The organism is Mesorhizobium sp. M7A.F.Ca.US.006.01.1.1, from assembly GCF_003997935.1.
GTDB lineage: Bacteria > Pseudomonadota > Alphaproteobacteria > Rhizobiales > Rhizobiaceae > Mesorhizobium.
This window is the reverse complement of the sequence record NZ_RZQL01000010.1, coordinates 15,995-31,742: the sequence shown is the minus strand read 5'-3', so window position 1 is coordinate 31,742 and position 15,748 is coordinate 15,995. Positions and strand designations below refer to the sequence as shown.

Annotated in this window: 17 protein-coding genes; 6 read left to right on the top strand and 11 right to left on the bottom strand. The window is 62.2% G+C overall.

The window, feature by feature from the left end; genetic code table 11:
- Window positions 1-28 precede the first annotated feature (28 nt).
- Window positions 29-1,207 carry an NAD(P)/FAD-dependent oxidoreductase gene (locus tag EN943_RS03585; protein ID WP_127411536.1) on the top strand — a complete coding sequence of 393 codons (1,179 nt, stop codon included), beginning with the start codon at window positions 29-31 and terminating at the stop codon, window positions 1,205-1,207.
- A gap of 2 nt (window positions 1,208-1,209) precedes the next feature.
- Here the strand turns inward: EN943_RS03585 and EN943_RS03580 are convergent, their stop codons facing one another.
- The 6 genes from EN943_RS03580 to EN943_RS03555 all read right to left on the bottom strand — a co-directional run bounded on the left by EN943_RS03580 (window position 1,210) and on the right by EN943_RS03555 (window position 3,604).
- Complete coding sequence (locus EN943_RS03580; RefSeq protein WP_127411535.1) at window positions 1,210-1,617, bottom strand: DUF1801 domain-containing protein; 408 nt, start codon at window positions 1,615-1,617, stop codon at window positions 1,210-1,212.
- Window positions 1,618-1,657: 40 nt separating this feature from the next.
- Window positions 1,658-2,050: a VOC family protein gene (locus tag EN943_RS03575; RefSeq protein ID WP_127411534.1), complete on the bottom strand. Its 393-nt coding sequence runs from the start codon at window positions 2,048-2,050 to the stop codon at window positions 1,658-1,660.
- 80 nt (window positions 2,051-2,130) lie between these two features.
- A complete protein-coding gene (locus tag EN943_RS03570; protein ID WP_127411533.1) occupies window positions 2,131-2,571 on the bottom strand; it encodes a DUF1801 domain-containing protein in 441 nt (146 codons plus the stop codon).
- 11 nt (window positions 2,572-2,582) lie between these two features.
- Window positions 2,583-2,804, bottom strand: coding sequence for a hypothetical protein (locus tag EN943_RS03565; protein WP_127411532.1), 222 nt, complete (start codon window positions 2,802-2,804; stop codon window positions 2,583-2,585).
- Window positions 2,805-2,858: 54 nt separating this feature from the next.
- On the bottom strand, window positions 2,859-3,284 hold the full coding sequence (locus EN943_RS03560; protein ID WP_127411531.1) for an SRPBCC domain-containing protein: 426 nt from the start codon (window positions 3,282-3,284) through the stop codon (window positions 2,859-2,861).
- The gene (locus EN943_RS03555) at window positions 3,281-3,604 is read right to left on the bottom strand and encodes a metalloregulator ArsR/SmtB family transcription factor (RefSeq protein ID WP_127411530.1); all 324 of its coding nucleotides are present in this window, start codon (window positions 3,602-3,604) and stop codon (window positions 3,281-3,283) included. Before EN943_RS03555 ends, EN943_RS03560 begins: the two co-directional genes overlap by 4 nt.
- Window positions 3,605-3,759: 155 nt before the next feature.
- On the opposite strand from EN943_RS03555, the gene EN943_RS03550 reads away from it, so the two are divergent.
- From EN943_RS03550 to EN943_RS37550, 3 genes are all read left to right on the top strand, one after another.
- Complete coding sequence (locus EN943_RS03550; RefSeq protein WP_127411529.1) at window positions 3,760-4,320, top strand: RNA polymerase sigma factor; 561 nt, start codon at window positions 3,760-3,762, stop codon at window positions 4,318-4,320.
- Between the two features lie 2 nt (window positions 4,321-4,322).
- Window positions 4,323-6,437, top strand: a complete 2,115-nt coding sequence (locus tag EN943_RS03545; protein ID WP_127411528.1) for a VWA domain-containing protein — start codon at window positions 4,323-4,325, stop codon at window positions 6,435-6,437.
- Window positions 6,438-6,803: 366 nt separating this feature from the next.
- Window positions 6,804-7,073 (top strand): hypothetical protein, encoded by a 270-nt coding sequence (locus EN943_RS37550; protein WP_164778061.1) that lies wholly within the window; start codon window positions 6,804-6,806, stop codon window positions 7,071-7,073.
- Between the two features lie 16 nt (window positions 7,074-7,089).
- Here EN943_RS37550 and bmt read toward each other — a convergent pair whose 3' ends face one another.
- Together bmt and EN943_RS03530 are read right to left on the bottom strand one after the other, a co-directional pair.
- Complete coding sequence (gene bmt, locus EN943_RS03535) at window positions 7,090-8,112, bottom strand: betaine--homocysteine S-methyltransferase (protein WP_164778060.1); 1,023 nt, start codon at window positions 8,110-8,112, stop codon at window positions 7,090-7,092.
- A 131-nt stretch (window positions 8,113-8,243) separates the two neighbouring features.
- Window positions 8,244-9,101 (bottom strand): helix-turn-helix transcriptional regulator, encoded by an 858-nt coding sequence (locus EN943_RS03530; protein ID WP_127411526.1) that lies wholly within the window; start codon window positions 9,099-9,101, stop codon window positions 8,244-8,246.
- Window positions 9,102-9,329: 228 nt separating this feature from the next.
- Between EN943_RS03530 and EN943_RS03525 the strand changes: the two genes are divergently transcribed.
- Window positions 9,330-10,340 (top strand): fatty acid desaturase, encoded by a 1,011-nt coding sequence (locus tag EN943_RS03525; RefSeq protein ID WP_164778059.1) that lies wholly within the window; start codon window positions 9,330-9,332, stop codon window positions 10,338-10,340.
- A 91-nt stretch (window positions 10,341-10,431) separates the two neighbouring features.
- Complete coding sequence (locus EN943_RS03520) at window positions 10,432-11,259, top strand: PhnD/SsuA/transferrin family substrate-binding protein (RefSeq protein WP_127411525.1); 828 nt, start codon at window positions 10,432-10,434, stop codon at window positions 11,257-11,259.
- Here EN943_RS03520 and EN943_RS03515 read toward each other — a convergent pair.
- The 3 genes from EN943_RS03515 to EN943_RS03505 are packed head-to-tail and all read right to left on the bottom strand — an operon-like array spanning window position 11,224 to window position 15,641.
- Window positions 11,224-12,579, bottom strand: a complete 1,356-nt coding sequence (locus EN943_RS03515) for a Xaa-Pro peptidase family protein (protein ID WP_127411524.1) — start codon at window positions 12,577-12,579, stop codon at window positions 11,224-11,226. The genes EN943_RS03520 and EN943_RS03515 overlap by 36 nt on opposite strands.
- A 9-nt stretch (window positions 12,580-12,588) precedes the next feature.
- A complete protein-coding gene (locus EN943_RS03510; RefSeq protein WP_127411523.1) occupies window positions 12,589-15,159 on the bottom strand; it encodes an FAD-dependent oxidoreductase in 2,571 nt (856 codons plus the stop codon).
- The gene (locus EN943_RS03505; RefSeq protein ID WP_127411522.1) at window positions 15,159-15,641 is read right to left on the bottom strand and encodes a DUF559 domain-containing protein; all 483 of its coding nucleotides are present in this window, start codon (window positions 15,639-15,641) and stop codon (window positions 15,159-15,161) included. Before EN943_RS03505 ends, EN943_RS03510 begins: the two co-directional genes overlap by 1 nt.
- Between the last annotated feature and the right edge of the window lie 107 nt (window positions 15,642-15,748).

The following is a 15,748-nucleotide window of genomic DNA, read 5'->3' as shown; positions in this document are numbered from 1 at the left end:
AGCCGGTCGAGCGGGAACGAATAGCCTGATGCAATCTTATGATGTCGTGATCATCGGCGCGGGTGCCGCCGGAATGATGTGCGCCGTGGAGACGGCCAAGCGCGGCCGTTCGGTGCTGATCCTTGATCATGCGGCGGCGCCTGGCGAGAAGATCCGCATCTCCGGCGGGGGCCGGTGCAATTTCACCAACATCCATGCCAGCCCGAAGAATTTTCTGTCGGGTAATCCGCATTTCTGCATTTCGGCGCTCAGCCGCTATACGCAACGCGATTTCATCGCCCTCGTCGAACGCCACCGCATTGCCTATCACGAGAAGACGTTGGGGCAGCTGTTCTGCGATGGCTCCGCACGCCAGATCATCGACATGCTGGTCTCGGAAATGCAGGACAGGGGCGTGGAGCTGGCGCTCTCGGCCAGCGTTGAGGATGTCCGCAAAACCGTGGAGGGGTTTGCGCTCACCCTCTCCACAGGCTTGGTTACTTGCCAGTCGCTGGTCGTGGCCTGTGGCGGCAAGTCGATCCCCAAGATGGGGGCGACCGGTTTCGGCTATGAGCTTGCCGAACGGTTCGGCCTTGCCATCGTCGAAACGCGGCCGGCGCTGGTTCCGCTGACCTTCGACGCAAACACGCTCGAGCGGCTGGCGCCGCTGGCCGGCAACGCCGTCGACGCGGAAGTCGCTTGCGGCAAGACGCGGTTCTCCGAAGCGATGCTGTTCACGCACCGTGGCGTCAGCGGACCGTCCATCCTGCAGATCTCGTCCTATTGGCGCGAGGGCGATGAAATCCGCATCGCCATGCTGCCAGGAGTTGACGTGGCAGACCTCATTCGTGCCGCCAAGCGCGGCAATGGACGGCAGGCGGTGCAGACGGTGCTGGCAAATCATCTGCCGAAGCGGCTTGCGCAGTCGATCGCCGAGCGCACCGGCATCGATGGCAACCTTGCCGATCTTTCCGACGCCCAGATCAAAACCATAACTGCCGCAGTCAATGACTGGCGCATCAAGCCTGCCGGCTCGGAGGGCTACCGCACCGCCGAAGTGACGCTGGGTGGGGTCGACACCAACGGGCTGGACCAGAAGACGATGCAGGCGAAATCCGTGCCGGGCCTGTTTTTCATCGGCGAAGCCGTCGATGTCACGGGTTGGCTGGGCGGTTATAATTTCCAGTGGGCATGGTCGTCGGGCTGGGTGGCGGGGCAGGCAGCATAGACTTACGTCCGTGGCTTCGCCCCGGCAGCCGCAGGCGTCTTCTTCTTCTTTTTGGCGTGGTTGTAATCGATGGCCGCACGGACGAGCTCTTTTAAAGCGCTCTCATTGAGCGTGTCGCCCTCGAACACATCGATAGCCCGCCACACCTTACCGCCAAAACCGTTGTTAAACAGATTGTCGGGGTCCGGCAGGCTGGCGCCATGGGAAAAGGTCAGCTTCACCTTGTCCTTGTGGGCGTTGCCGACCACGATGTTGCCGTCGAGGCACCATACCGGGCTGCCCATCCACTTCCACTCCTCGACGATGTCCGGGTCGGCTGCAAGGATGGTCTTGCGGATGCCGGCGAGCGTCTCGCCGCGCCAATCGGTGAGGCCGGCGATCAGCTGGTCGATCTGTTGCGAGGGGGTCATTGGGTGTCTCCTGTGCCTCGACGCGTTCAACCGCCGCGCGTTACCAGCGCGCCAGCTGGGTGATCTGAATGAGGTTGCCGCAGCTGTCGTTCAACTGGGCGATGGTCGAGCCGGTCACCTCGGTCGGCGGTTTGATAAACGCGCCACCCTTCGCCTTGATACGCTCGTAGTCGCCCTTGACGTCGTCGGTGAAGAACATGACGGCGGGCTGGCCCTGCTTGAAGATGGCTTCCTGATAGGCCTTGGCGGCCGGGTTGTCGTTGAGCGCGAGCTGCAGCTCGGTTCCATCAGGCTCTTCAGCGGAGGCCACGGTCAGCCAGCGATAAGGCCCATTGCTGAAATCGGCCTTTTTGGTGAAGCCCAGCACGTCGGTGTAGAAGCGCAGTGCGTTTTCCTGGTTGTCCACATACACGCTGGTCAGCTTGATCTTCATGGCTCTTTCTCCTCTGTCGTCTTTGGCCCCGCCTTTTCGGCAGAAAGAATTTGAATTTTTGTTTGCAGTCGTTGCGGCCGCTACGGGATCCAGCCGGGCAGGGCGGCGGCCTGCTTCACCCAGTCCGCCATCCGCGCCTCGTCGAACTGGCCTTCGCGGATGTCGATCCAGCGCACATCCTTGCTCTTGGCCGTGCCCCCTGGTGGGATCGGCTGCAATGAGATGCCACTGAAGAAGGTCACCTTCAAATAGCGGTTGAAGACATGGAAACTCACGAACCAGCCCTGGCCTTCGATGCCGTAGAAGGGTGAGTTCCATCGCACGGCTTTGCGGACGTCGGGCACGTTGCGCTCGATGAGCGCGTCGAGGCGTTCGCCGAGCCGGCGCTTCCAGCCCGGCATTGCCGAGATGTAGGCCTGCACCGGGGCGTCTCCGTCGCCCTTGGCGATTTGCGGGTTGCCGCCCGAGAGCAGCACTGGCGCAGCCTTGGACTTGGTCGATTGTCCCTGCGTCTTGGCCATTCTGCCCACTCCTATCCGCTGGCACGCTGCGCGCCGCGCCCCTTGGCGGCATAGGGCAGCACGAACATGTACAGGCCGCTGAACAGCAGCAGGAAGAGCGGCAGGAGCGGCGAGTAGACCACCCAGGCGGGAGGCTGGCCGAATGCCATGGTGACGAAGTTGGCGATGACGGTCAGCGTAAAGATGATCGACAGCCAGCGATGAATTTGCCGAACCCACATGTTCCAGTCCAATAGTTCCTCCTGTCAAAACAGCCGACGCGGACCACCGATCCGCACCGGCGGGTTTCAATCTATCCGCGCCAGGACCTGACTCAGATTCGTAAAGTACTGCCGCCACCCCCTCGTCGCGCCCCGATACGCCTGCTCCTGATCCGGCCGGAAGCCGGATTGTTCCATGCGCAACCGGGTGCCCGTGCTGGTCGGCAGGAGTGTCCAGGTGACGACACTCTCAAGGCCATAGGCCTGCCACGTGTAGGACAGTGTCTTGTTCAATTCGACGGCTGTTACCTGACAGTCGATAACAATGCTCACGTCAGGCTGCGGTTCCTTTCGCAGATTGAAACGGTGGTCTACGACTGGCTTGAAGTCATTCTTCATCAGCCATTCCTCGATCAGATGCGGTTGGGTCAGCGCGCGCCAGATTTTTTCCGGCGGATAGGGGATCTCACGTTCGACGATGACGGAGCGCGTTTCGGTCGCGATGTTGGTCATTGGTCCATTCTTTTGAGCAAATTTTCGAGATCATCGAACCGGCTCTGCCAGAATGCGTTCATCTGGTTCGTCCAGTCGGTCAGTGGGGCAAGTGCTGCGAGTTGGGCGCTATAATGGGTCTGCCGTCCTTGATGGCGGTCGCGCACCAGCCCGGCCTGCCTGAGCACGCCGAGATGCTTCGACACCGCAGGTTGAGAGACCCCTGACTGAGCCGTCAGGGCGCCGACCGTCTGCTCGCCTTGCCGGCACAGGCGCTCGAAGATCGCTCGACGCGTCGGATCGGAGAGCGTTCTGAAGAGAACATCGTGAGCGTTCGTCATCCGGGATCGATAACCCTGTGGCTATTGATTGACGTATAACCGTCGAGATATGAATGTGTCAAGCGGGGTGTCGGCGGTCACGATCCGGCGGTTTCCAAAAAAATCTTTCCATTGCCCCAAGGATTAGCCATTAGCCTTCGTCCAACAGGCAAATGATGGCGATGATGCTGGATGAGAGCGAAGCCTCCGACGCCGAACTGATCGGGCGGGCGAAGGGCGGAGACAGAGTGGCCTTCAGCACATTGCTGGAAAGGCACTATGACTTCGTCTATCGCACCGCCTATCGCTGGTGCGGCAGGAAGGCCGATGCCGAAGACATCGCCCAGGAAGTCTGCGTCAGGCTGGGCAAGGCGATCCGCGACTATCGCGGCGGCGGCGCTTTCACGACATGGCTCTATTCCGTGACGATGAACGCCGCGCGCGACATGATGCGAAAGTCCGCCCGCGAGACCGTCAAGACCGAGGCCTATGGCGTCCATGCACTGATTTCGGGCGAAGCGTCGGTCGAACCGGAAGACCCTGCCGAAGCGCTGTGGGCAGCCGTCCGGCGATTGCCGGACAAGCAGCGCGACGCCGTGCTTTTGGTCTATGGCGAGGGCCTGAGCCATGCGGCCGCCGCCGAGGCGATGGCGATCTCGGAGACGACGGTTTCCTGGCACATCCATGAAGCGAAGAAACGGCTGAAGACGCTGATGCGCTCGGCCGGGGAAGTGTGACCATGGTCGAAGACAACGAACTCAACAGATTGCGCGATATAGCGGCGCCGGCGCCCGCCCAGGACGCCAAGGCACGTGCTTTCGAAGCCGCCCTGCGCGCCTACGATCAGGAAAATATTTCTGCCGTTACCCAAGGATCGGTTGGCGGGCTTCGTCTCACAGAGCGAGCACAAAAGCTCTGGAGCGAGATCATGCAAAAGAAACTCATTGCCACGCCGGCTCTTGCCGGGCTCGTCGCCCTGCCGATCGCCGGATACGCCACCTTCCATCTGCTGAGGGAACAGCCGCCGAAATTCGGCGGCGACGAGAAAATCAGCGAGACGCTGGCCGACAAGCCGGCGACGGTGAAGCCAACGACCGCTCAGCCGAAGCCGGCTCCGACCGGGCTGGAGAAGGACAAGAAGGCCGACGCCGATGTGGAAAGCCGCAACGCCACCGATGCGCTTGTGGCGCCGGCCTCGCCGCAGAAATCCGAATCGACCGTTGCCGGCGGCGCGGCACAACAGAATGCGCTGGAGCGCGGTGTGCTGGCCGAGCCTGCGCCACCGGCTCCGACAGGCGAATTTGCATTGGATGGCGCCGTAAGTGCGCCCAGCACGTCGCGGGCCCGCATGCCGGCCGAGTCCAAGCTGATGGCGCCGCAGCAGCCGTCGACCTTGCCGGCCGACCAGATGCAGCCGCCACCGGAAAACCGCGACCGCATCGAGGATTTCAAGGCCAATCCGGTGCATGCGGCACTCGAGGATCCGGTCTCGACCTTCTCGATCGACGTCGACACGGCCTCCTATTCCTTCGTGCGCAGCTCGCTGAAGCAGGGCACCCTGCCGCAGGCCGATACTGTTCGCGTCGAGGAGATGATCAACTACTTCCCCTATGACTGGAAGGGTCCGGAGTCGGCCTCGACACCCTTCAACTCGACCGTCAGCGTCATGCCGACGCCGTGGAACACGCACACCAGGCTGATGCACGTCGCCATCAAGGGGTTTGACGTCAAGCCGACCGAGCAGCCGAAGGCCAATCTGGTCTTTCTGATCGACGTCTCGGGCTCGATGGACGAGCCGGACAAGCTGCCGCTGCTCAAATCGGCTTTCCGGCTGCTGGTCAGCAAGCTGAAGGCCGACGACACCATCTCGATCGTCACCTATGCGGGTGACGCCGGCACAGTCCTGGAGCCGACCAAGGCGTCCGAAAAGGACAAGATCCTCAGTGCCATCGACAATCTGACGCCCGGCGGCAGCACGGCCGGCGAGGCGGGCATCAAGGAAGCCTACAGGCTGGCGCAAAAATCCTTCGTCAAGGACGGCGTCAACCGGGTGATGCTCGCCACCGACGGCGACTTCAATATCGGTCAGAGCGACGACGACGACCTGAAGCGGTTGATCGAGAGCGAGCGCAAGACCGGTGTCTTCCTGTCGGTGTTCGGCTTCGGCCGCGGCAATCTGAACGACCAGATGATGCAGACCATCGCCCAGAACGGCAACGGCACCGCCGCCTATATCGATACGCTGGCGGAGGCTGAAAAGGTGCTGGTCGAGGATGCCTCGTCGACGCTGTTCACCATCGCCAAGGACGTCAAGATCCAGGTCGAGTTCAACCCGAACAAGGTCTCGGAATATCGCCTGATCGGCTATGAGACCCGCGCTTTGAACCGCGAGGATTTCAACAATGACCGCGTCGATGCCGGCGATATCGGCTCGGGCCATTCCGTCACCGCGATCTACGAAATCACGCCCAAGGGCAGCGGCGGTGAGCAGATCGATCCGCTGCGTTATGGCCAGGCGTCGGTGGACAATGGCGGCGTCGCCAATGCGGGCGAATATGCCTTCGTCAAGATCCGCTACAAGCTGCCGAATGAAGACGTCTCGAAGCTGATCACCACGCCGGTGACCTCGGCCAACGAGATTTCGTCCTTCGACCAGGCCAGCACCGACCAGCGTTTCTCCGTCGCGGTTGCGGCCTTCGGCCAGAAGCTGCGCGACGAGGATGCGACCGCGAAGTTCGGCTACGACAAGATTATGGAGATTGCCACTGCCGCTCGAGGAGCCGACCCGTTTGGGTACAGGTCCGAGTTCCTCTCGCTTGTGCGCCTTGCCTCGGCGCTGGGCGGTAACCGGTAGTGGTGATGACGGCCGGTTTCTTTCAGATGGGATCGTTCTGACAGGGGAAACCGACCTACGGGCGGGTGAGGCAGGCCGGCGAGGGGTTCATTCCCTTGCCGGCCTTTTTTTCGGATCTATTGATATTCAGGTGAGGCCGGCCTGCGAATGGGGGTTCCCTGCGCTTCCGGTGCTCACGTACTTTGAGTACGCTCCGCTCCGGTTCTCGAAAACCACCATTCTCGACTCAGCCTGACCTGAATCTCAACAGATCCGAGGCGCAGCGTTAACCTGCATGATCGTTAAATTGCGCCGTATTTCCGGTACCGGATCGCAACCCCCTCCTTGTTACACAGGACGGGTGTACTGGGCTTGAGGGAGCCGAAATTGCAGATCAGGACTATCGCCAACTCGATACCGCCGGCAAGAGACGCCTCGGCGGTTTCATCAGCCCCATCATCAGAATCCAGGCGCATCAGCGACAATGTCACCGCTGCCCGCAACACCGCCATGTCGGCGCTGACCAACGACCGCTTCCGCATCATGCTGGAACAGATCACCGACCCCAGCGCTTCAGGCGCGCTGATGACGATGCGCGGCGACAATGTGGTCGACTTCAAGTCGGCGCAGTCGAGCTACGCCGACAACAGCGAATAATCGAAAACCGATGAGGTCAGGCCCGGCTGCGGCGGCGCTCGCGGCGGGCTTCGCTGGTCTCGGCGGTGTTTTCCGTCGCCACCTTGTTGCGCATCGGACCAATGCGCTCAACGATCGCGGCAACCGTCGGCCGATCCGCCCTGGTGTGCGCGTCGAGCGCCTTGCGCATCGCGGCAAGGTGCTGGAACGAGGTGCCGCAGCAACCGCCGATAATTTTGGCGCCGCCGTCGACGGCGAGCCTGACATAGTCGGCCATCAGTTCGGGTGTGCCTGAATAGTGGATTTCGGTGCCGCGGAATTCGGGAATGCCGCAATTGCCCTTGACGATCACCGTCGCTTCCGGCTTCGCCTCGGTCATGTCGAGCAGCGAGGCCAGGATGTCGGATGCGCCGACGCCGCAATTGGCGCCGACGCCGAGAGGCGCCTGCGACAGCCCGTCGGTGACGCCGTGGATATCCCTGGGCAGCAGGCCCATCATGGTGCGGCCGGCGGTGTCGAAGGAACCGGTGTAGGTGTAGGGCAGGCCGACGCGGATGGCAGCCTCGGCGGCGGCGCGGATCTCGTCGGGAGCCGACATCGTCTCGATCCAGGCGACTTCGGCGCCGCCTTCCTTGAGACCCTCGATCTGCTCGGCGAAGGCGTCGACCGCCTCGTCATAGGTCATGGCGCCGAGCGGCACCAGCAATTCGCCGGTCGGGCCGACCGAGCCGGCGACGATCACCTTGCGGCCGGCCTTGCCGGCGACCGCACGCGCGAGCTCGGCGGCGCGCTTGTTCAGCGCGTGCACGCGATCCTGGGCATGGTGCAGCTTCAAGCGGTGACGGGTGCCGCCGAACGAGTTGGTGAGGATGATGTCGGCGCCGGCATCGACGAAATTCTGGTGCAGGCTGGTGATGGTGTCGGGCGCCGTCTCGTTCAGCAGTTCGGGTGCCTCGCCGGCCTCCAGACCCATGGCGAACAAATTGGTGCCGGTGGCGCCATCGGCCAGCAGCACGCCCTTTTCAGCCAGCAGCGCATCGATCGGGTTGGTGGTCGTCATCGGATTGGCTTTCATGTTTCGAAGTCGAATAAGGATATAAAGAAGTCTTTATGTGTAGTCAATGAAATAGCGGCAGCGCGGCCACCAATGCGGAGGCCGGTTTCCGTCCGAGGGATCATCGTTGCCGAAGATCAGACAGTGCCTGTTGAGAACGACATGCCGGCCAGTCTGTGCGCGAAGCCGGACGCCTCGTGCGCATTGATGTCGGCGGCCCGGATCAGATTGTCGAAATGCTGGATCAGCGTCTGGATTGGCTGGGTGGCGTTGAGCACCAGATACATGTCGCCGACATAGATGGCGGCGCGATAGGGGCCGAAGATGGTGTAGGGGATCGAATAGCGCATCCGCCCGTCATAGAGAAACAGCCGGAAGGTCGGGTAGAGGTCGTCGAGCAGCGTCGCCATGTGCAGCAGCTGGGCGCGCCGGTCGGCTTCGGGAAAACGGTCCCAGACACCCAGCCCGCGGGCGAAAATCTCCAGCGTATGGCGCGGCATGCAGACTTCCATGTCGGTTTCCGGCCGCCTGTTGTAGTCGATGCGGTATTGCGTTTCGCCGGCCTGCGCCAGGCGGCTCTTGTTGGTGATGCCCGCTTCGTAGTCGACCAATGCTTCGGTGCGCAGAAGGTCGGGAATGCCGGCCGGCACGTAGCGGATCTTGGTGCCGGCCGCCTCGGCATGCCATTTGGCCAGCAGCGTGCGATCGAAACCGTCCGGTGCCTCTTCGATTTCCAGGCTCTCGCGGATTTCACCGGTGAGGCCCTCGTCCTGGCTGAGGCCGAGTAGCCAGTCGAGCGACACCTTGAACTCGGCGGCGATGTTGAGCAGCGTCTCGGCGCGGGGCAGGCGGGTCGAGGCGCCCGACAGCAGCTGCGACAGCGCCGAGCGGTCGATGCCGACCGCGGTCGCGAAGGCCGACTGGTTGAGGTCGGAGCGTGTCAAGAGTGTTTTCAGGCGTTCGCGGAAGGTCGTCGACAGGTCGCGCTTATCCATATCCGTCCTCCAGGCCAATTGAGGAAAAATTTGCGCCGAAGCCGTTCTGTGCGCGTCTCAGGCGTAAATGAATCCCCAAGTCTGTTTACAATGTATAACATATGCGGTCAAAAATGCGCAATCGCAACAGTTTGTGCACTTTGTCTCGTTGAGTGGAATCATTTCTCCTGACATTATGCTGTCAGGAGCCAATTGGGGTTCCGGCGACTGAGGACAGTGGTCGATAGCATGACGAGCCAGAGCATCAGGCGACACAGCGCACCGGCCATCGAGTGGCCAACCGTGGTTCTCGCTTTCTTTTGTTACGCGGCATGGTTCGCCACCGGTTTCCTGCTCTGGCCCACCTATCCCGTCCTGGCGCTCGCAGTCCTCGCCTTCACAGCCGCATTGCAATCGTCGATCATGCACGAAGTGCTGCACGGTCATCCGACACGCAACGCGCGGGTCAATGAAGCCTTCGTGTTTCTGCCGATCGGTCTGGTCTGGCCGTTTCGCCGCTTCAAGACAATCCATCTGCGTCACCACGCCGACGAGCGGCTTACCGACCCGCTGGACGATCCGGAAAGCTATTATCAGGCGCTCTGGCAGCATGACGAGCTGCCGCCGACGATGAAATTCCTGCTCAAGATCAACAACACCATGGCCGGCCGTTTCGTGCTCGGCCCGTGGCTGTCCTGCGTCGGCTTCTTCATCGACGATGCCAAGCAGGTGATCGCTGGCGACAAGGCGATCCGCAAGGCTTGGCTGTTGCATGCGATCGGCCTTGCCATCGTGCTGCCGATCGTCCAGTTCGGCTTCGGCATCCCGCTGTGGCTTTACATTCTGGTGCCGGTCTGGCTTGGCCAGTCGCTGATCTCGATCCGCACTTTCGCCGAGCATCAATGGTCGGAACATCCGGAAGGCCGCACGGTGATCGTCGAGCGCTCGCCGCTGTCGTTCCTGTTCCTCAACAACAATTTGCACTTCGTCCATCACAAGACACCGACCGTGGCCTGGTACAAGCTGCCCAAGCTGTTTCGTGACCGCCGTGACGAATGGCTGCGGATGAACAATGGCTATGCCTATCCGAACTATTTCGCGCTGATCAAGGCTTACGCCTTCAAGGCAAAAGAGCCGATCGTGCATCCGGTGTTGCGGCGTCAAGCCGAGCCGGGCAGGGCCTTCAAGCCGCGCATCAGGGCGCGCAGCATCAGCGGGCTCGGCAGTGCGCCGGTTCCCGCCGAGCCGCCGAAGGAATAATTCCGGTCTACCCGGAATCCATGTCGGCCAATTCTGATTGAACGCCGCGTTTTCGCGATCCTTTTTCCAGACATGATGATTTGATATCGGCATGAGTGAATTGGTTGCGGCGTTGCCGATGTATGACTGGCCCGAAGTGCGCGATGAAGTCGACGCGCAATGGGTGCTGCTGCGCGACGCGTTTCGGCAAAAGGGCATCGACGCGCCGCAAACCATCGTGCGCCGCAATGGTGATCTGCCGCCGGTGCCGGGCGGTATTCGTGGTGCCGAGGGGAAAATCATCGCTCCCGACCCGGCGACATTGCCGCCGGATGAACTCGATTTCTATAGATTGTGGCTGCATCCGGCGCTGCTGTTCGCGCAGACCTGCTGGGGGCCGATGGAACTTGGCCTGTCCAGGCATGTGCAGGTGATCGGCCAGCCCGGTTACGACGCCTATGAAGGCGGGCAGGGCGAACTCTATTCGAGCGCACTGGTAATGCGGACAGGCGAGGGATCAGAGGTTCGATCGCCGGCGGATGGCAGCCCATTTCTCCCGCTCGATCTGATCCGGGGCAAGCGCTTCACCTTCAACAGCCTCGATTCGATGTCGGGTACCATTGCGCTGACGCGCGACCTGCGAGCGGCCGGCGAAGGCTTGGACATCTTTTCAACGCGCAGCGAAAGCGGAGGCCATCGCGGCTCGATCATCGCCGTCGCGGAGGGCAAGGCCGATATCGCTGCGATCGACTGCGAGAGCTGGGCGCTGGCGCAACAGTTCGAGCCGGCGGCGAAAAAGGTGGCGGTCGTCGGCTGGACCGGGCGGCGCAAAGGCCTGCCTTACATCACCGCCGCAGCGACGCCGGAAAAGACCGTTGGGGCGTTGCGCGAGGCCATTGCCGGGCTAGCCGAGCAGCCTCGTATCCAACGGGTAGGTTGAGAGCTGTTCGTTGCCGGTCTTGGTGATCAGGATCTGTTCCTCGATCTTGACGCCTTCGCGCCGGCCAAGCCGGCCGATATAGCTTTCCACGCACAGCACCATGCCCGGTTCCAACACGCCGTCCGGCGTGTCCGATGTCCAGTCGCTGGCATGCGGTAGCGTCGGATACTCGTCGGCTAGGCCGACGCCGTGATAGAGCACGCCGTATCGCGTCGGGAAGCAGTCTCCCGGTGGCACGGCCGAGCGCTCGACGAGGTCGCGAAACGAGATGCCCGGCTGCATCAGTGCCGTGTTGTGCTCGATCTGATCGGCGGCGATGCGGAACAGGTCGCGCTGTTCATTGGTAGGCTTTGCATCGCCGCAGAGCCATGTGCGCGACAGGTCGGCGCAGAAGCCATAGGGGCCGATCAGGTCGGTGTCGAAGGCGACGAGATCGCCAGCCTCGATCTTGCGCGACGAGCATTCCTGGAACCATGGATTGGTGCGCGGGCCTGACGTCAGCAGTCGCGTCTCGATCCATTCGCCGCCGCGCGCGATGTTGCCGCGGTGCAGTTCCGCCCACAGCTCGTTTTCGGAAATGCCCGGCTGCAGCGCCAGCTCCATCTCGCCCATCGCTGCCTCGCAAGCGACGATGGCGCGGCGCATGGCGAGGATTTCGTCCGACGATTTGATAAGCCGCGCGTTCTCCATCACCGCTTCGCCATTGCCGATGGGAATGCCGAGGCGAGCCAGTTCCTCGACGCCTTCCGGGTTGATGTGATCGACGGCGATGCGGCTGTTGCCGGCACCATGTTCCCTGACCAGATCGGCGATGCCGGCGGCCCAGCGGCGAACTTTCTGCTCCGTCAGCTCGCCGCCATAGAGATACATCCACGATACCGCAGGCCGCACTTCGTCGACGACGCCGGAATGGTCGGACAGGTGCTCGCAGGAAAAATAATCGAACAGCACCACCGGCCCCTCGGTGGCGACAAAGCAATGCCGCGTCGGATTGTGCGCCACCCACAGCTGCATGTTGGTGCTGTCGGTGGCGTAGCGGATGTTGACGGGGTCGTAGAGCAGGGCGCCGGCATAGCCGCGCCGCTTCAACTCGGCGCGGATGCGCTCCAGCCGGTATTGGCGCATCGCCGCCAGGTCGGGAGCGGCAATGCCTGCCGCAGCCCATTCAGCCTCGGCCTGCGCGCCATAGCCCAGCACATGCTGGTTGAGCGAAGCCGCCTTCCGGCGGGAGGCGTCGCGGAGGGCCTCGATCGAGCCTGGCTCGAAGGGCATGATCTTGCGATGGCGGCCAAAGCTGCCCTTCGGCCCCGCGCTGTCCATGGTCGAACCTCAGGTCCGCATCTTCTCGCCGCTCGGATCGAAGGGCGCTTCGACATTGATGCGGGCCGGGCGCCGGTGGCCGAGGATTTCGATCTCGAACAGCCCGGCACTTTCGTCCTCGGCAAGCGCTGCGGGGACGTAGCCCTGCGCCATCGACTTCTGCACATAATGCGCATAGCCGCCCGACGTGACCCAGCCGACCACGCGCCAGTCACCGTCGACGATGCCACGCACGGCGGAAGCGCCTTCGGCAGCCTTGGAGCCGCGTATTTCCTTGCCGCCCTTGTCGAAGCGCGGCGCGCCATAGCCATGCGGCTTTTCCACCGTGCCATAGTCCTTGCTGACCTTGGCCCAGATCGGCTCGTCGCCCATGACATCGGCGTCGGTGGCATCGACGATGAAGGAGACGCGGCGCAGCTTTGGTCCCTCAGCATTTTCCTTGGCGGCGGCCTCGCGGCCGATAAAATCGTTCTTCTCGAGCTTGATGAAGCGGTCCATCGCGCCTTCGAACGGTCCGTAGATCGGCCGCAACTCGCGGAACCAGGTCGGAAAATTCTTTTCGAGGCGCATGGAGAGCAGAGCGCGCATGCCGAAATCGACAAGGCCGAATTCCTCGCCGGCGTCCTTGATCGCTTTGTAAACCAGGCGCTCGTAGGCCGGCGCCATCCAGATTTCATAGCCGAGGTCGCCGGTGTAGGTGATGCGGTTGACCATGCAGGGCGCCCCGCCAACCGCCATCTCGCGGAAATCCATGAAGCGGAAGGCTTTTGTCGAGACGTCTACATCGACCAGTTTCTGTAGCAAGTCCCGCGATTTCGGCCCGGCGATCGACAGGCCGACCAGCGTCTGGTCGAAGCGGTGGATGCGCACCGTTCCGTGCTTCGGCAGGTGCTTCTCGAACCAGCGCATGTGGTACTTCTGCGCCGCCGACGAGCCCCAGATCATGAAGCGGTCTTCTGCCGCCTTGGCGATGGTGAAGTCGCCGATCAGCTTGCCGAATTCGTTGAGCATCGGCGTCAGCACGATGCGGCGGGTCTTCGGCATCCGGTTGGTCATCAGCCGGTTGAGGAAATCCTCGGCCGCGGGTCCCGAGACTTCGTATTTGGCAAAATTGGCGATCTCGGTGACGCCGACGCGTTCACGCGTGGCGCGCACTTCCTCGCCGATCGGTCCAAAATCGTTGGAGCGGTGGAAGGAAACGATGTCCCTGGGCTCCTTGCCCTTTGGTGCGAACCAGAGCGGTGTTTCGAGACCCCATGAGTCGCCCATGACGGCGTTGTTGGCCAGCATTGTGTCGTAGAGCGGCGTGGTCTGTGCGGGACGTGCCGCCGGCAGTTCTTCATTGGGGAAGCGGATGGAGAAGCGGCGCGAATAGTTTTCGCGCACCTTGGCGTTGGTGTAGCGCAGGCCTGCCCATTCGCCGAAGCGGGTGACATCCATGCCCCAGACGTCGAAGCCGGGATCGCCATGCACCATCCAGTTGGACAAAGCGAGGCCAACGCCACCGCCCTGGCTGAAGCCGGCCATGACGGCGCAGGCGCACCAGAAATTGGTCAGGCCCTGCACCGGGCCGACCAGCGGGTTGCCGTCGAGCGCGAAGGTGAAGGGGCCGTTGATGATCTGCTTGATGCCGGCCTTCTCGATGCCGGGGAAATGCTTGAAGCCGATTTCCAGCGATGGCGCGATGCGGTCGAGGTCGGGCGGCAGCAATTCATGGCCGAAATCCCACGGCGTGTTGACCGGCGACCACGGCTTGCAGGCCTTTTCATAGGTGCCGAGCAGGATGCCGTTGCGCTCCTGGCGGGTGTAGATCTCGCCCTTGAAGTCGAGCACGCCGATCATCTCGCGGCCGGTAGACTTGTTAAATTCCTCGACCTCGGGCATCGGCTCGGTCAGGAGATACATGTGCTCCATGGCCAGCACCGGCAGTTCGACGCCGACCATGCGGCCGATCTCGCGTGCCCACAGGCCGCCGCAATTGACGACATGCTCGGCCTTCACCGTGCCTTGTTCGGTGACGACGTTCCAGGTGCCGTCGACCTCTTGCGTCAATTCCACGACGCGGTTGCGCAGCACGATCTCAGCGCCGAGCTTTTTCGCCGCCTTGGAATAGGCGATTGTGGTGCCGGACGGGTCGAGATGGCCTTCGACCGGGTCCCACATGGCGCCGACGAAGTTGGTCTCGTCCATCAGCGGGAACATTGCCTTGGCCTCGGACGGGGTGATCAGCTCTGTGTCCATGCCGAGATAGCGGCCCTTGGCATGGGCAAGGCGCAGGAAATCCATGCGTTCCGGCGTGTCGGCCATCATCACGCCGCCGGTCAAATGCAGCGAGCAGGACTGGCCGGATATTTCCTCGATCTCCTTGTAGAGCTGCACCGTATAGGCCTGCAGCTTGGCGACGTTGGGGTCGCCGTTCAGCGTATGGAAGCCGCCCGCCGCGTGCCAGGACGAGCCGGAGGTGAGCTCAGAGCGCTCGATCAGCATGATGTCGGTCCAGCCGGCCTTGGCCAGGTGGTAGAGAACCGAGCAGCCGACGACGCCGCCGCCGATGACAACCGCTTTTACGTGAGATTTCATCAAGATAGGTCCGTTTTTGAAGAGATTGAATCGGGTGAGTGAGGCGTGAAGACGAAGCGGAGGTCAGGTGCCGTGATGTTCTCGGCCAGCCTGCCATCGAGCGCGGCAAGGATGGTTTCACAAACCGAAGTACGATGCTTCAGGATCTCATGGCTCCAAACACGCAGGATCGAATAGCCCTGGGCACGCATGAAATCGTCGCGGCGGTGATCATAGGAACTGTCGGCGTGTTGATGTCCGTCAATCTCAACAACGAGCCCTTTTTCACGGCAACAGAAGTCCGCGTAGTATGGTCCGATAGAGAACTGTCGCGTGAACTTGTAGCCGCCAAGTTTGCGGGCCTTTAACTCAAGCCAAAGCAGCGCTTCGGCCTGGTTGTCACCTTGCCTGAGTTTTCTGGCTCGCTGGGTAGTGCCCGTTTTGCGACGGCTGCGGGTTTCATGAGCGCCTTCCCCCACTCCGTCGCCGCTTCGCGACGCCACCTCTCCCCCCTCCGGAGGGAGAGGAAGGGTGCCAGCGTGCATAAGCTCGCGCCTTTCCTCTCCCCCGTCGATCGGGGGAGAGGTGTCGAGCGCAGCTCGACGGAGTG

What these genes read in the sequence shown, in the direction of transcription:
- EN943_RS03530 (WP_127411526.1), bottom strand. Translation starts at nt 9,101, where the DNA reads ATGGATAAGCGCGACCTGTCGACGACCTTCCGCGAACGCCTGAAAACA.
- EN943_RS03585 (WP_127411536.1), top strand. Translation starts at nt 29, where the DNA reads ATGCAATCTTATGATGTCGTGATCATCGGCGCGGGTGCCGCCGGAATG.
- EN943_RS03520 (WP_127411525.1), top strand. Translation starts at nt 10,432, where the DNA reads ATGAGTGAATTGGTTGCGGCGTTGCCGATGTATGACTGGCCCGAAGTG.
- EN943_RS03555 (WP_127411530.1), bottom strand. Translation starts at nt 3,604, where the DNA reads ATGACGAACGCTCACGATGTTCTCTTCAGAACGCTCTCCGATCCGACG.
- EN943_RS03525 (WP_164778059.1), top strand. Translation starts at nt 9,330, where the DNA reads ATGACGAGCCAGAGCATCAGGCGACACAGCGCACCGGCCATCGAGTGG.
- EN943_RS03580 (WP_127411535.1), bottom strand. Translation starts at nt 1,617, where the DNA reads ATGACCCCCTCGCAACAGATCGACCAGCTGATCGCCGGCCTCACCGAT.
- EN943_RS03510 (WP_127411523.1), bottom strand. Translation starts at nt 15,159, where the DNA reads ATGAAATCTCACGTAAAAGCGGTTGTCATCGGCGGCGGCGTCGTCGGC.
- EN943_RS03575 (WP_127411534.1), bottom strand. Translation starts at nt 2,050, where the DNA reads ATGAAGATCAAGCTGACCAGCGTGTATGTGGACAACCAGGAAAACGCA.
- EN943_RS03515 (WP_127411524.1), bottom strand. Translation starts at nt 12,579, where the DNA reads ATGGACAGCGCGGGGCCGAAGGGCAGCTTTGGCCGCCATCGCAAGATC.
- EN943_RS03550 (WP_127411529.1), top strand. Translation starts at nt 3,760, where the DNA reads ATGGCGATGATGCTGGATGAGAGCGAAGCCTCCGACGCCGAACTGATC.
- bmt (WP_164778060.1), bottom strand. Translation starts at nt 8,112, where the DNA reads ATGACGACCACCAACCCGATCGATGCGCTGCTGGCTGAAAAGGGCGTG.
- EN943_RS03560 (WP_127411531.1), bottom strand. Translation starts at nt 3,284, where the DNA reads ATGACCAACATCGCGACCGAAACGCGCTCCGTCATCGTCGAACGTGAG.
- EN943_RS03570 (WP_127411533.1), bottom strand. Translation starts at nt 2,571, where the DNA reads ATGGCCAAGACGCAGGGACAATCGACCAAGTCCAAGGCTGCGCCAGTG.
- EN943_RS03545 (WP_127411528.1), top strand. Translation starts at nt 4,323, where the DNA reads ATGGTCGAAGACAACGAACTCAACAGATTGCGCGATATAGCGGCGCCG.